The organism is Sorangium sp. So ce834, from assembly GCF_051521425.1.
Lineage (GTDB): Bacteria > Myxococcota_A > Polyangia > Polyangiales > Polyangiaceae > Sorangium > Sorangium cellulosum_D.
This window is the reverse complement of the sequence record NZ_CP150351.1, coordinates 4,851,065-4,864,044: the sequence shown is the minus strand read 5'-3', so window position 1 is coordinate 4,864,044 and position 12,980 is coordinate 4,851,065. Positions and strand designations below refer to the sequence as shown.

Below are 12,980 nucleotides of genomic sequence, written 5' to 3'. Positions count from 1 at the left end.
GCGCGCCTCAGGCCCTGCCTGCGCTCATGACGCACCGCGGGCGCACCGCCCCGACCCCCTCCCCTCGGGCGCGCAGCGCCCGCGGCGAGCGAGCGCGCAGCGCCCGCGGCGAGCGGGCTCCGACGCTCCCTGCCGCTGCCGCGGGGCCGGCGTCGGCCCGCGGTCGCGCCAGGTCGATGGCGGTTGACAACGAGCTCAGCGGGTGCGCGCCGGCGGGGTCCGGGAGCGGCGCATGTTCGCCGTCGAGGAGGTCCGGTGCGGCCCCTCGGTGCCCTGCGCCGGCGTCTGCCGCGTGGCCTTGAGGTTGCCGAGATCGGCCTCGATCTCGACGCCGAGCGCGCGGCAGCGCCGGATGAGGCGCTCCAGATCGACCCCCGCCTCGATCAGCAAGCCCGAGGGGGGCGACGGATCGACGAACATCTCGGCCGCTGGCCTCCGCGTACGGAGCAGCTCGCGGATCTCGGGATCCTCGATCCAGAGGAAGCCGGAGGCGCCGACGAAGCTCGCCTTGCCGATGACGACGCTCGCCTGGATGAGCATGCGCGAGATGGTGTCCGGCAGCGGCGCGACCGCCTCGATGCGCGAGCGCAAGGCGTCGCTGTCGAGCCCCACCGACAGCGCGCGCGCGATCGACGGCGGGGTGAGCAGGAGATCGACCTGGTCGCCGACACGCCCGATCTCGGCGAACGCCGAGAGCCCGAGCACGGCCGAGACCTTGGCGCTCGCGCCGACGCGCAGCGCGTGCGCCTCCACGAACTTGCTCTTGCCGTTGTCCGAGCTCGGCGCCGAGCCCGCGAGCAGCGCCCGCCCGCGCGGCGTGAGCCGGAGCGCCAGATCCGCGCTGGCCACGTCCTCGGCCCCGCCGAGGTCGATGATCCCGAGGGCCGGCAGCGACTCCAGCGCGATCCGCCGCGTGATCTCGGGGACCTCCGGCGCCTCGACCGAGGCGCGCTCGGCCCAACGGCGGACGAGCCGCTCGACCCCGGCGATCCGCTCGTCGGCCGCGAGGTAGCCCTGCAGCGACTGCCACGGCACCCAGCGGCCCTCGCCGAGGTCGTGCAGCGCGTCGAGCACCATCTCGCGGAGCGCGCCGATCGGGCTCGCGTCGCGGTTGTCGGACGCGACCCGGAGCACCTCCCGCTCGGCCCGCGCCTCATCCCACGCGCCGCCGCGGCGCCACGTCGTGAACAGGAGCGGCGTCAGCTCCTGCACCTGGAGCGAGCCAGGCGGCGTGGCCGGCGACGCGGCCGAGGCGTCCCAGAGCCCGACCGCCCGCGACAGCGCGGCGACGAGCGCGACGCTCTCGACGTCCCGCCCGAAGCGCTGCGCCAACCGGACGAGCAGCGACCGCGGCGTCCCGACGCCGGGGCGCACGTCGCTCCCCGGCTCGCGCACGCAGTACGCGAGCGCCAGCGAGAGCATCCCCGGATCCGACGCGAAGCGGGCGCGCCGCGGGGCGTGGTCCTCCTCGAGGACGAACGACCGGATCTGCTCCCGCCGCTTCTCGCGCATCCGGCGGCGATCCGCGCCCACGATGGCGGCCACCTCGGTCGGCACGACGTGGCGGTTCGGGTGGATCGGGATGAGGAAGGCGCGGCGCTCGAGCGCGAAGCCAGCGCCGCGCCGGCTCGCCGTCACCCCGCTCGCGCTGCGGAGGCGCATCGGCTCCCGCTCCAGATCGAGCAGCTCCTGCGTGTCGACCTCGCCGCCGACGGACTCGATCGCCTCGAGCAGGCGGCGCTCGACCGGCGCGAGGCGATCGATCTCCTCGCGGAGCCGGTCCGGATCGCTCAGCGTCTCCCAGGCGACCTCGAGGGACAGCGCGATGGGCGGCGTGGCCGGACGGCCGAGGTAGTGCGTCGCGATCGCGCTCATCGTCTCGAACGGCGCCTGCGCGAGCAGCGCCCGGATCGCCCGCGGGTCCTCGCTCTCCCAGCTCTTCAGCTGGACCAGGAACGCCGCGGGGAGCACGAGCTCGATGCCCTCGTCGGTCTTGCGCGCGTAGACCACGCCGCGCGCGATGAGCGGCTCGAGCCCGGCCGGGAGCGAGGGGACGACGAGCACGCCGCCCGCCTCCGCGATGCGGTGGAGCAGCTCCCGGCTGGCGGTCGGGAGCCGCGACGGATCGCGCACGTCGGGGAGGCCGACCAGCGCTCGAGCCGCCTGAGAGGGCGCGTCGATGCGCTTCGCCGCGTCGATGCGGATCCCCATGCGCGTGATGAGGCCCTTGAGCTCCGACTCCGGGAGGGCGCGGAGGATCGCGTCGAGCCGCCTCGGCGACTCGTCGAGCTCAGCCTCATCACTGCTCGCCATGCCTCCCGATTCGCGTGTCACCCGACCTAGCTCCTCATCTGCAGGATTCCCCCGCCCCGACTGTCGTCCGTTGGTCGTGGTCATGCGTTCGACCTATCTCCCGAAGTTCCGATGACCCACGTTAACCAGCGGAATAGCCAGCCTCCTAACGTACACCAGGATGCTCGTCCAGCTTCAAGAAATCGAGCACTTTCCTCCTCCGTTCACAATTTTCTCCGTTCACAATTTCGTCGCGCGCCTCGGCGGCGTTCTCGTTCGCGCCTCGCTCGCGCATCGTTCGAGCATCGTTCGCGCACGGTTCGCGCATGGTCCGGTTCTCGTTCGCTCGTTCGCAGCGCCGTGCAGCGCCATCGCCGGATTCCGGTGCAGGATTCCTGATGCTCACCGCCGCTTCGCTCTCCGCCTGAGCCGTCTCGAGGTCTTGTGTCGTACGGCGGAGCCGCACGCAATCGCACGACCTCGCACGCACGCGCATGCGCCGGTGCGTTCGCGTGCCGCGTCGCGCGCCGCGGCACGACACGTCTCTACGCTACGCTCGACGTCGACCGCGATATTCCGCGCCGGCGTGCGTGCCCCCCCGCCGCAAAGATTCCGTCGCGCGCCGCGCGCGCGCCATGGTCGCCGGGGGAAACGACCAGGTCGCCCCATCGCCTGCGCCGACCAGGTCGCCCCATCGCCTGCGCCGACCAGGTCGCCTCATCGCCCGCGAGGAACGCTCCCCGACGAGCCGCGCTTGCCTTCCCGTAGGCTCGCGTGGGAACGTCGCGCACCTCCTTGATTTCCCGCCCCTGTCCGATACGCATCATGCTGTGCTCCACGCCGCACGCCCGGAGCGGCGCGGCCTCCCCTCCGCGCACACACCCGCAGCGGGGCGCCATCAGGCAGCTCCTGAGTGACCTGCCGCCCTTCGCGCCCATGGGGTCGCGTGGAGAACCATCGTGATCCTGCGCGACCCCGTCCACGGCCTGATCGAGTTCGAGAGCGGCGAGGCGGCGATCGTCCCGCGCCTGCTCGGCGCCCGCGAGGTGCAGCGGCTGCGACGGATCCGGCAGCTCGGGCTGACCTCGCTGGCGTACCCGGGCGCCGAGCACACCCGCTTCGCGCACGCGCTCGGGGCCGCCCACGTGATGCGCCTCCTGATCGCGAGGTTCCGCCAGATCGACCGCGACCTCCCGTTCTGGCAAAGGGTGACCAGCGATCGCGCGCGCGACGCGATCGCCGCAGCGTTCCTGCACGATCTCGGCCATGGCCCGCTCTCGCACCTCTTCGAGGAAGCCATGCCGGGCGCGCTCCACCATGAGCGCTGGACCGAGCGCATCCTGCTCGACCCGGCCTCGGACGTGCACCAGGTGCTCGTGCGCCAGGATCCGTACCTGCCCCAGCGGGTGGCCGACCTCATCGGCGGGCGACACGAGCTGCCGTACCTCGCCAAAGCGGTGAGCGGGACCTTCGACGTCGATCGCTGCGACTACCTCCTGCGCGACGCGCACGCGACGGGCGTGAGGTACGGCGAGTACGATCTGCCGTGGCTGCTGCGCAGCCTCAGGTTCAGCGACGTCCAGGTGGAGATGCCCGGCGGCGGCGCCGCGTCTGCCCCGCCCGCTCCCGCGCTCGCCATCGACGGGACGAAGGGGATGCGCGCCATCGAGTCGTTCCTCCTCGCCCGCTACTTCATGTTCCAACAGGTCTATTTCCACAAGACCACGCGGAGCGCGGAGTGGATGATCGGCGCCATCCTCCGGCGCGTCGTCGCCCGCCTCGCCGCCGGCGACCGGATCCCCGAGGTCCCCGCCGCCGTCGCGGCGATGGCCGTCGGCGAGATGCCCACGCTGGAGCAGTACCTGGAGCTCGACGATCAGGTCCTGCTCGGGGCCATCCACGCGTGGGAGAACGCGTCCGATCCCGTGCTGTCCGATCTCGCCCGCCGCCTGCGCGCGCGCTCGCTCTTCAAATCGGTCGAGCTGTTCCCCGAGCCCGGCGAGACGCCGGCCGGACGCGACGCGCGGCGCGCGACGGCGCTCTCGACCGTGCGCGAGATCGCGCAGGGCGCCGGGCTCGACCCCGATGTGTACGTCGGCGTCGACGTCGCCGAGGACACGCCCTACGCCGAGGACGAGTCGCTCCTGGTCGTCTACCCGAGAGGACGCCCGCGGCGCCCCGCCGAGGTGTCGTTCTTGCTGGAGCGGCTGCGCAACGAGACGATGACGCGCACCCGGATCCTCTTCGCGCCCGAGCTGCGAGACACGGTGCGGGAGGCGCTGGTACGCTGATGACGACCACGAACAAGGCAGCACGGGGATCCGTCGAGCCCGCGCGGGCGCTCCGCACGGCGCGCGAGCGCCGCGGCGCCGCCAGGGCGCTCGCCGGCGCCGTGGCGCTCGCGGCGCTCGCGGGGGCGTCCACGGCGCGCGCGGACGGCGACGGCGCGGCGCGCGCGGACGGCGACGGCGCGTACGGCCGCCTGGACGGAGACCTCGATCTGCGCGCGGGCGCGGGCGCCTCGTTCGCGAGCGGGGGCCCGGCGCTCTGCGCGCACGGCGCCGCGGCCTACCTCTCGACCGCAGGCCTGTATGCGCATTACACCGACGCCCTCGGCGCGCGGGGCGCGACCGTCGCGCGCTCGATCGCGGGCGGCGTCTTCATTCAACCGCTGTTCCTCGGCCGGTACGCGAGCGACCTCGAGCTCGGCGCGCCGTGGCTCGACCTGCTCATCGACTCGGTCGCGCTCGGCGTGGGCTCGTTCTGGGAGGCGCCGCCCGGAGGCGGGCTCGCGTCGGAGCCCGGGCTCGAGCTCTCGCTGTCGCTCGACGTGCCGCTCCTGGGCCGCGCCACGGGCCCGTTCCTCGGCGTGCGGGGCGCGCTCCGCTGGGGCGGACCGGCGCTCGCGGGCGACGCGAGCCCGCGCGACGAGCAACGGGCGCTCGTGTCGATCGCGCTGAGCTGGCACCACGTCGCCTCGGCGCACATCGTCGACGCCGGCGACCGCGCCCCCGCCCGGGTAGCGGCGAGGCGCAGCGAGGCCGGCGCGGGGGGCCGTTGAGCGCCGCGCTCGACGCGCTGCGCACGGCGCTCGTGTCCGCGTTCCGCGCCGGGCTGGCGGAGCTCGATCCCGCGGGGCTCGTCGAGCGCACGCTCGACGCGGAGGCCGGCGCGCGCCGCGGCCGCGTGGTCGTGATCGCGGCCGGCAAGGCGGCGCTCGGCATGGCCCGGGGCGCGCTCCGCAGCTGGGGAGACGGCATCGCCGGGGGGCTCGCGGTCACCGTCGCGGCGCCGGCGACCTCCGCGCGCGATCGGCACGTCGCGCCGGCCGATCCCGAGGAGGCCGCGCTGCGCCCGCTGCGCGTGATGCGCGCGGCGCACCCGATCCCCGACGCGCGCAGCGTGGAGGCGGCCGAGGCGGCGCTCGCCGCGGCGGCCGCGCTCGGGCCCGGCGATCTCCTGCTGGCGCTCATCTCCGGCGGCGCCTCGGCGCTGCTCGCGGCGCCGCCCGAGGGCGTGTCCCTCGCGGACAAGCAGGCCCTCGTGGCGGCGCTCCTGGAAGGGGGCGCCCCGATCCAGGAGGTCAACCTCGTTCGCCGCCACCTCTCGCGGATCAAGGGTGGGCGGCTCGCCTCGGCGGCGGCGCCGGCGCGCGTGCTGACCCTGCTCCTGAGCGACGTCGTGGGCGGGCTCCCGCACGACATCAGCTCGGGCCCCACCGTCCCGGACCCGACGCGCGTGGAGGACGCGCTCGCCGCGCTCCACCGCCGGGCCCCTCGACTCGCGCGGCTCGCGCCCGCGCTGAGCGAGTCGCTGAAGCCGGCGGACGCGCGCCGCGTGGAGGCGCGCCTGCTCGCCAATCCGGACAGGCTCGCCGAGCGCGTGGCCGCCGCCCTCGCCGACAGCGCGGGGCTGCGCGCGGTCGCCGCCCCGGCCGAGGACGGCGACGCGCGCGCGATCGTCGAGCGCCGCCTCGCGCTCGCGCGCGCGCTCGCCCCGGGCGAAGCGGTCGTGATCCCGTGCGAGCCGACGCTCGCGCTGCCGGCCCGGCGCGGCGCCGGCGGCCGCGCGGGGTGGATCGCGCTCGCGGCCGTGCGCGATCTGCCGCCGGACGTGGCGCTCCTCTGCGCGGCGTCCGACGGCGCCGACGGCAGCTCCGGCGCGGCGGGCGCGGTCGTCGTCCGGCCTGCGGCCGCCGCGATGGACGACCGCGCGATCGACGCGGCGCTCGCGGGCTTCGACGACGCCGCCGCGCACCGGGCCCTCGGTACGCGCGTCGAGACCGGCCCGACAGGCCACAACCTCACCGATCTGCACATCGTCGCGCGCGCGAGCTGATCGTCGGCGCGCACGGCCCGCGACACGCGCGCGAGCCGACGCTGCTGCGCGGACGCGGCTGTGCGCCGTTCCCCCCGCGCGCCGCTCCCGCCGGCGCTCCGCTCCCTCCGGCGCGCCGCTCACCGCGCTGCCCGGCGCGCCGCTCACCGCGCTGCCCGGCGCGCCGCTCACCGCGCTGCCCGGCGCGCCGCTCACCGCGCTACCCGGCGCGCTCCGCTCACCGCGCTGCCCGGCGCGGCCTCACGGCGGCTCGGCGACGGCCGCGGTCGTGTCGCCCATCGCCTCGCGCACCGCGAGGGCGAGCGCGCAGCTGTTCGCCTGCCGCTGCCGCGCCTCGAGCACGCTCCCCTCGACGGACGGCGTTCCGCCGATGAGGTGTCCGCTCGCCTCGCGGCGCACCCGCAGGACCGGCTTGCCGTCCGACAGCCGCCACACCCCGACCCGCGCCATGTGCGGCACCCCGAGCAACGCCTCGGTGCTCGTCGCGCCCTCGGCCGGCTCATCGAGGACGAGGAGGTAGTACTGCGCCCGCGTCAGCAGCTCCGCCGCGAGCGGCACGTCGTCGCGCATCGTGTCCTCGAAGCTCGACTCCAGGAGCCGCAGGCGCAGCTCGGCCGAGGCGTCCTGCGCGTCGCGCACCCACTCGTCGGAGAGGACGTGCATCGTCCGGTAGGCGACGCGCAGGTTGAACGGCTGCGCGGGCCGCGAGCAGCGCTCGGCCTCGTTGCAGTACTCGCCCGCAGGGCAGTCCCGCGTGCGCTTGCACTCCGCGCCCGCCAGCGGGTTCGGGTTCGGCACCCGCAGGAGGCACGCGGTGAACGCGTCGCGCAGCGACTGCTGCGCGTTCTTGCGGACGGCGTCGACGCTCGCCGCCTCGTCCACCCGGAGGCGCAGGTAAATGCCCGCGAGCTCCCGGAAATTCCACGCCTTGAGCGCCTCCCGATCCACCAGCTCGGCGCCCGCGCTCCGCGCCAGATCGAGCGTCCAGCCCTCGACGCGGTCGCGCATCGGGAACCAACGCGGGCCGAGCTCGACGGCGACCGCGCGCTGGCGCGCCATCAGCTTCTGGCGTGCGCTCTCGATCTGCCCCTGGGACCACTTCCAGTGGAGGATCGCCGAGACCGCGAGGACGAGCGCCGTGTAACCCCAGAACTTCCCCCGGGGCCAGCGCATCTTCGAGCGCGCTTCCCGCGCCCTGTAGACCGAAGGCAAGCCGCGTTCGCGGGGCGGCTGTTCAGACGACATACGAGAGGCTCCACGCAGGAGGGACCGGAACGATCACGCGCGCAGGGCGGCCTCCTCCACACGGGCAGCGCGGAGGGGAACGCCGCGCCGAGCGCGCCGCTGTTGCCACCACGTCCGATGGTGACCGGGGCCGCCGGACATCGCCCAGCGCGCCCCTTCCTTCTGTGCTCGATAGGTCAAGAAGCGAGGATCACTGCGACTTCGGGAGCTTGCTGACCATGAAGCTGACGTTCGGGTAACCGGCGAACGCCGCGGTCTGGAACACGCTCTTCACGACCAGCGCGGGCACGTTCTGATCGACCTGGAGGATGCACACGCCCGGGAACGGCTTGTTCGGCTGCACCTGCTTCCACAGCTCGCGCTTGTTCTTGAGCAGGTTGAAGAGCTCGTCGATCTTCTGGAGGCGCCCGAGCTCCTCGATCGCGCGCGTCGACCCGGCCAGGGCGCCGTCGACGAGGATCTGGTTGCCGTTCACCGCCACCATCGGCGCGTCGATGACGTCTTCGACGTTCTCCGCCTTCGGGAGCTTGACGTTCTTGTCGACGGCGATCTCGCCCGACGCCGAGAAGGACATCAGGAGGAAGATCACGGTCACGACGAGGAAGTCGATGAAGCTCACGAGGTTGAGCCCGGCGTTCGGGCTGCGAGCGCCGTGCCCCGACACCTTGTTCCACACGAACCGCAGCGGCACGCCCTTCATCAGCCGGCGGCCCGGTTGATGGATCACGTGAGCGTGGGGGTTCTTGTGGTGATTCGGATTGAACCTATCCATGTGCGCGCTCCTGCCTCAGCGGACCGAGAACGTCATGTTGAACACGGGGACCTGCTTGTTCCCATCCGGCAGCCTCATCTCGCGCTTCGGCGCGTAGAGCGCGTCGAGCACCGCGACGATCTCCTTGAAGGGCGTGCGGTTGTCGGTGTGGAGGATCGCCTGGTCGAGCTTCTTGTCGCTCGGATCCCGGTGGCCGCCGTGCGTCTTCCACTCCTCCTCGATCCGCTTCGCCAGCTCCGGGTAGCGGATGATCTTGGAGCTCGCGTCGCCGAGCTCGACGGGCGCCTTGTTCACCTTGACCTCGTTGACCACCGTCGCGCCCTGCTTCCACACGAGCCCGAACTCGCTCTCGCCGATGTGCAGGTTCAGCACCTTCTCCGGCGTCTGCGGGGTGAGCTCCTTGTTCGGATCGGGCGGGCCAGGGACCTGGGCGTCCGCGTTCATCCGTGAGTTGGTGACCCAGACCGCCGTGATCAACAGGAATGCAATCGTGACCATCAGCAGGTCGATGAACGGGATCATGTTGATATCGCTGTTCGTCGACCGCTTTTTGCCGCCACCGTCGCCGACGTCTACGCCGCCCATATTGCCTTCCCAACGTGAGCCGGAGCTCACTCATCCAAGTTGTTGCGGGAACACCCTGCTCGCAGCTCGCGCAGGGCCACCATGCTGGGTCTGACTTCGTCGCTCTGCTGAAGTTCCCGGGGCCCCGGCGGCGCGAGCCGCACGGGGCTTCGAGGCGCGAGAGCGGGCCCAGGCGGAAGCGCGCGGGACGCGCTCGACGACCTGGGCCCGCCGAGGACCATCAGGCAGCCGCCTGACCGACCGCTGCGACATTCACCTTCTGGCGGTTCGCGACGACGAGGTTGAGGATCTGCACCGATGCCTCGTTGATGTCGTCCTCGATGTGCTGCGTCTTGCCGTTCAGCACGGCGAAGCCGATGAGGCCGATGATCGCCACGCCGAGGCCGAAGGCGGTGCAGTTCATGGCCTCGGAGATGCCGAGGGCGAGCACGCGAGCCTTCTGGCTCGGGTCGACCGACTCGCCGGCGACGGAGCCGAAGGACTTGATGAGACCCGTCACGGTCCCGAGCAGGCCGGAGAGCATCGCGAGGTTCGCGAGCAGCGCGAGGTACGAGGTGCGCGCGCTGATCTTCGGCAGCTCGCGGAGAGCCGCCTCGTCCATCGCCGCCTGGACCTCCTCGTCCGGGCGGTTCACCTTGACGAGACCGGCCTGGACGATGCGGGCCAGCGGGGCGTTCGCCGCGGAACACATCTTCACAGCCTTGGCGACATCGCCCGCGAGGATGCACTTCTGCATCGTCGCGAGGAAGACGTCCTTGTTGATGGACGAGCCGAACAGGTAGAGGGCGCGCTCGACGATGATGCCGATCGTCAGGATCGACCAGAACAGGATGGGCCACATGCCCCACCCACCCTCTTTGAAAGCTTCATACGCTCCGTGCATTGCTTCTGTCCTCCAGTTCGCCTCGCGTCCCCGGGATGAGGTTTCGCGCAACTCGATCGGTTCCCTATGTCAGACTCGTGTTGCCGAGGGGCGGCAGTCTTTCACTCACACGTAAGAACGGATGAGAGGCCTATTTTGCTTGGCGGCGCTGGCCGTGGACGGCTTGCTCCTGTCGCTCTCTGGCGAGATGCCCACGGGACGCTAGCCGAGCGGCGCTGACCTCTGCAAGAGTCCTGATCGTCTCTTCTGGTCCCGGCGCCCGGCGCCGTCCCAGCTCTCTCACCTGTCGTCCAAGACTGACTTCGCGTCGTCACGCCAGGGGCCCGTGATGGCTCTGGGCGCGGCTCCCCGTTCACCGCAGAGCGTGCCGCCATCCGGCAAAGCTTCGCCGATGCACCCGGGGGACTCGCGCATCTTCGCGATTGAGACCCGGCGCCGTCAAGAGAGATTTGGCCACACGTGAGCGCTCTGATGCGGGCAAAACTTTACAACAATCGCAGGGTTATGTCACCATCTGCCGGGCGCGCCGCGCGCAGGCCCGCAGCGGGTCCCGCGAAACCTGGGGAAACGCGGCGCCGGGTCCGACGGCCGACGGCCGACGGCCGACCGCGCGACAGCGCACCGCGGCAGTGCGAGCGGCATCACCCCGAGAGGATGCGCAGTGACTCAGCGAGCGAGCGAGCGCTGGAGCGGTAGAGCACGGCCGCCTGGCGGGGCGCGGCGGCGGGGGCGATTCAGGGAGCTCCGTACCCCTCCGGCCTCCAGCGACCCGCGCCGCCTCGCCGCGGCCGGCGCGCTCGCCGCGAGAGGCACCGCTGGTTCTGCGGGGATTTGCGGAGATCCCGGCCTCTCGCCGCCCGCCGCGGCCGCATCGCCGAGCTTGCGCACGGGATCGGGCGGCAGTTATAGTCGCCGCGCCTAGAGATTGTCGGGCTTCTGACGACGCTGAGAAAGGGACTTCGAGGATGCGTCATCTGCTGATGTTGGCGGCCGAGGGTGGTGGCGAAGGCGGGATGTGGGAGGCCATCAAGCACAATCCGACCTTCCTGATCGCGAACCTGGTCGTCTCGGCGGTCGTGGTGACGATCATCATCGAGCGGACCGCGTTCCAGCTGGGACGCTACCGCGTGAACTCCAAGGAGTTCTTCGCGCAGGTCAAGAAGCTGGTGGCGGCCGGCAACATCGATCGCGCCATCAAGCTCTGCGACGCCAGCGACTACCCGATCCTGCAGCTCGTGAAGGCCGGCCTGACCCACGCGAACAAGGGCGCGGACGAGATCGACGCCGCCCTCAGCGAGAAGCTCTCCGAGCTCAAGCCCGCCGTGGAGAAGCGCATCGGCGCGCTCTGGTCGCTCGCGAACATCGCGACGTTGATCGGCCTCATCGGGACGGTCTCCGGCCTGATCAACACCTTCGCCTCCATCGCCGCCCAGGGCCTCTCGCAGGCCGACAAGCAGCGGATGCTCTCGAACGGCATCGCGGAGGCCATGTACAACACGGCGTTCGGCCTCGCCATCGCCGTCGTGTGCATGATCGCGCACGTCATCCTCCACACCCGCTCCAAGAACATCCAGCACGATCTGGAGGCGACCACGGAGCGCGTCTTCAACCTGCTCACGATCAGCAGCAAGCCTGGCTACTAGCCCATGGCGGACCCGCAAGACGTCCCGCTCAGCTCGGCGCAGCGATCGAAGATCCGGCGCCTCTCGCAGCCCAAGGAGCCCGAAGCCGGGGAGGAGGCCGGCGAGCTCAACGTCGTTCCGTATCTCGACATCATCACGAACATCCTCATCTTCGTGCTCGCCAGCGTCTCGGTGACATTCGTGTCGTCGATCGACACGACGCCGCCCTCCATCGGCGGGGGCAAGGTGCGCAGCGAGCTCTCCAGCAAGGCGTTGAACCTGTCCGCGTTCATCACCAGCCAGGGGATCTCGCTGAAGACTTCGAGCGGCAACATCGCGACCGGCTGCCAGGACGTGGGCAGCGGGGTCACGGTGCCGAAGACGACGAGCGACAGCTATGATTTTCCCGCCCTCACGGCGTGCGCGAAGCGCCTCAAGAACGCCCGCCCCGAGTTCAAAGAGGAGACGCAGGTGACGATCACGGCGAACCCGGGCATCGACTACAAGACGATCATCGACGTGATGGACGCGCTGCGGAGCGACGCGGGGGAGGAGCTGTTCCCGGAGGTCCACTTCGGAGTCGCCCGATGAGCGCCGAGCAGCCCCCTCCGCCTCCGCCCCGGCCGAAGGCGAGCATCGTCCGCTACAAGGCGGCCCTCCGGAAGGCGATCCGCCGGAACCGGCGGGAGCCCGAGATCGACTTCCTGAACATCACGGCGATGCTCGACCTGATGACGATCATCCTCGTCTTCTTGCTGAAGAGCGTGGGGTCGTCGGCGGCATCCATCCCGCAGTCGAAGGACCTCACCCTGCCGAAGTCGGTGATGCAGTCCGAGCCCTCCCAGGAGGGCGTGGTGGTCATCGTCTCGAAGTCGCAGATCCTGGTCGGCGAGGATTCGACCCCGATCGTCCTCCTGCCCAACCGCGAGCAGCTCGCCCAGTCCGGCGTCGACGCGAAGTACAAGCGCAGCGGACCGAACGATCTCTACATCGTGCCGCTCGCGAACGCCCTGTCCCACGCGCGCGAGACGGACAAGGCCATCCGCGCCGCGAAGGGACTCGACCCTTCGTCGTCCGAGGCGATCATCGTGGCCGACGCCACCACGCCGTACCGCCTGCTGATCGAGGTCATGTTCACCCTCGGGCAGAGCGAGTTCGGCAAGTACCACCTGATGGTCCTGAGCGGCAACAAGCAGTAAGCCGCCCCCTGCCCTTCCGGTAAGCCCGCCGCCGCCGATTCTCC

The 12,980-nt window shown here is 71.7% G+C and carries 12 protein-coding genes; 6 read left to right on the top strand and 6 right to left on the bottom strand.

The window, feature by feature from the left end; all coding sequences use genetic code 11:
* Positions 1-195 precede the first annotated feature (195 nt).
* Together WMF20_RS17635 and WMF20_RS17630 are read right to left on the bottom strand one after the other, a co-directional pair.
* Positions 196-2,313: a hypothetical protein gene (locus tag WMF20_RS17635; RefSeq protein WP_437615096.1), complete on the bottom strand. Its 2,118-nt coding sequence runs from the start codon at positions 2,311-2,313 to the stop codon at positions 196-198.
* Between the two features lie 145 nt (positions 2,314-2,458).
* Positions 2,459-2,698 (bottom strand): hypothetical protein, encoded by a 240-nt coding sequence (locus WMF20_RS17630; RefSeq protein WP_437615094.1) that lies wholly within the window; start codon positions 2,696-2,698, stop codon positions 2,459-2,461.
* A 553-nt stretch (positions 2,699-3,251) separates the two neighbouring features.
* Between WMF20_RS17630 and WMF20_RS17625 the strand changes: the two genes are divergently transcribed.
* From WMF20_RS17625 to WMF20_RS17615, 3 genes are read left to right on the top strand one after another with little or no spacing between them, the layout of a single operon-like run.
* Positions 3,252-4,583: an HD domain-containing protein gene (locus WMF20_RS17625; RefSeq protein WP_437615092.1), complete on the top strand. Its 1,332-nt coding sequence runs from the start codon at positions 3,252-3,254 to the stop codon at positions 4,581-4,583.
* Positions 4,583-5,353 carry a hypothetical protein gene (locus tag WMF20_RS17620; protein ID WP_437615090.1) on the top strand — a complete coding sequence of 257 codons (771 nt, stop codon included), beginning with the start codon at positions 4,583-4,585 and terminating at the stop codon, positions 5,351-5,353. The genes WMF20_RS17625 and WMF20_RS17620 overlap by 1 nt, the downstream gene beginning before the upstream one ends.
* A complete protein-coding gene (locus WMF20_RS17615; RefSeq protein WP_437615088.1) occupies positions 5,350-6,630 on the top strand; it encodes a DUF4147 domain-containing protein in 1,281 nt (426 codons plus the stop codon). Before WMF20_RS17620 ends, WMF20_RS17615 begins: the two co-directional genes overlap by 4 nt.
* A gap of 240 nt (positions 6,631-6,870) precedes the next feature.
* Here the strand turns inward: WMF20_RS17615 and WMF20_RS17610 are convergent, their stop codons facing one another.
* From WMF20_RS17610 to WMF20_RS17595, 4 genes are all read right to left on the bottom strand, one after another.
* Entirely contained in the window at positions 6,871-7,803 is a 933-nt protein-coding gene (locus WMF20_RS17610; protein ID WP_437615086.1) for a hypothetical protein, read from the bottom strand.
* Positions 7,804-8,065: 262 nt separating this feature from the next.
* Positions 8,066-8,647: an ExbD/TolR family protein gene (locus tag WMF20_RS17605; protein ID WP_061624316.1), complete on the bottom strand. Its 582-nt coding sequence runs from the start codon at positions 8,645-8,647 to the stop codon at positions 8,066-8,068.
* A gap of 15 nt (positions 8,648-8,662) precedes the next feature.
* Entirely contained in the window at positions 8,663-9,232 is a 570-nt protein-coding gene (locus WMF20_RS17600; protein ID WP_129575450.1) for a biopolymer transporter ExbD, read from the bottom strand.
* Between the two features lie 220 nt (positions 9,233-9,452).
* Positions 9,453-10,073 carry a MotA/TolQ/ExbB proton channel family protein gene (locus WMF20_RS17595; protein WP_231864858.1) on the bottom strand — a complete coding sequence of 207 codons (621 nt, stop codon included), beginning with the start codon at positions 10,071-10,073 and terminating at the stop codon, positions 9,453-9,455.
* Positions 10,074-11,095: 1,022 nt separating this feature from the next.
* On the opposite strand from WMF20_RS17595, the gene WMF20_RS17590 reads away from it, so the two are divergent.
* Genes WMF20_RS17590 through WMF20_RS17580 form a run of 3 tightly spaced genes read left to right on the top strand, consistent with a single transcriptional unit; the run spans position 11,096 to position 12,936 of the window.
* Positions 11,096-11,758: a MotA/TolQ/ExbB proton channel family protein gene (locus tag WMF20_RS17590; RefSeq protein WP_236644648.1), complete on the top strand. Its 663-nt coding sequence runs from the start codon at positions 11,096-11,098 to the stop codon at positions 11,756-11,758.
* Positions 11,759-11,761: 3 nt separating this feature from the next.
* Positions 11,762-12,328, top strand: a complete 567-nt coding sequence (locus tag WMF20_RS17585) for an ExbD/TolR family protein (protein WP_437615083.1) — start codon at positions 11,762-11,764, stop codon at positions 12,326-12,328.
* Positions 12,325-12,936, top strand: coding sequence for an ExbD/TolR family protein (locus WMF20_RS17580; protein WP_129575448.1), 612 nt, complete (start codon positions 12,325-12,327; stop codon positions 12,934-12,936). Before WMF20_RS17585 ends, WMF20_RS17580 begins: the two co-directional genes overlap by 4 nt.
* Positions 12,937-12,980 lie beyond the last annotated feature (44 nt).

Coding starts and splice junctions, on each gene's coding strand:
- WMF20_RS17635 (WP_437615096.1), bottom strand. CDS start 2,313: ATGGCGAGCAGTGATGAGGCTGAGCTCGACGAGTCGCCGAGGCGGCTC.
- WMF20_RS17620 (WP_437615090.1), top strand. CDS start 4,583: ATGACGACCACGAACAAGGCAGCACGGGGATCCGTCGAGCCCGCGCGG.
- WMF20_RS17610 (WP_437615086.1), bottom strand. CDS start 7,803: ATGCGCTGGCCCCGGGGGAAGTTCTGGGGTTACACGGCGCTCGTCCTC.
- WMF20_RS17605 (WP_061624316.1), bottom strand. CDS start 8,647: ATGGATAGGTTCAATCCGAATCACCACAAGAACCCCCACGCTCACGTG.
- WMF20_RS17600 (WP_129575450.1), bottom strand. CDS start 9,232: ATGGGCGGCGTAGACGTCGGCGACGGTGGCGGCAAAAAGCGGTCGACG.
- WMF20_RS17595 (WP_231864858.1), bottom strand. CDS start 10,073: ATGTGGCCCATCCTGTTCTGGTCGATCCTGACGATCGGCATCATCGTC.
- WMF20_RS17590 (WP_236644648.1), top strand. CDS start 11,096: ATGTTGGCGGCCGAGGGTGGTGGCGAAGGCGGGATGTGGGAGGCCATC.
- WMF20_RS17585 (WP_437615083.1), top strand. CDS start 11,762: ATGGCGGACCCGCAAGACGTCCCGCTCAGCTCGGCGCAGCGATCGAAG.
- WMF20_RS17580 (WP_129575448.1), top strand. CDS start 12,325: ATGAGCGCCGAGCAGCCCCCTCCGCCTCCGCCCCGGCCGAAGGCGAGC.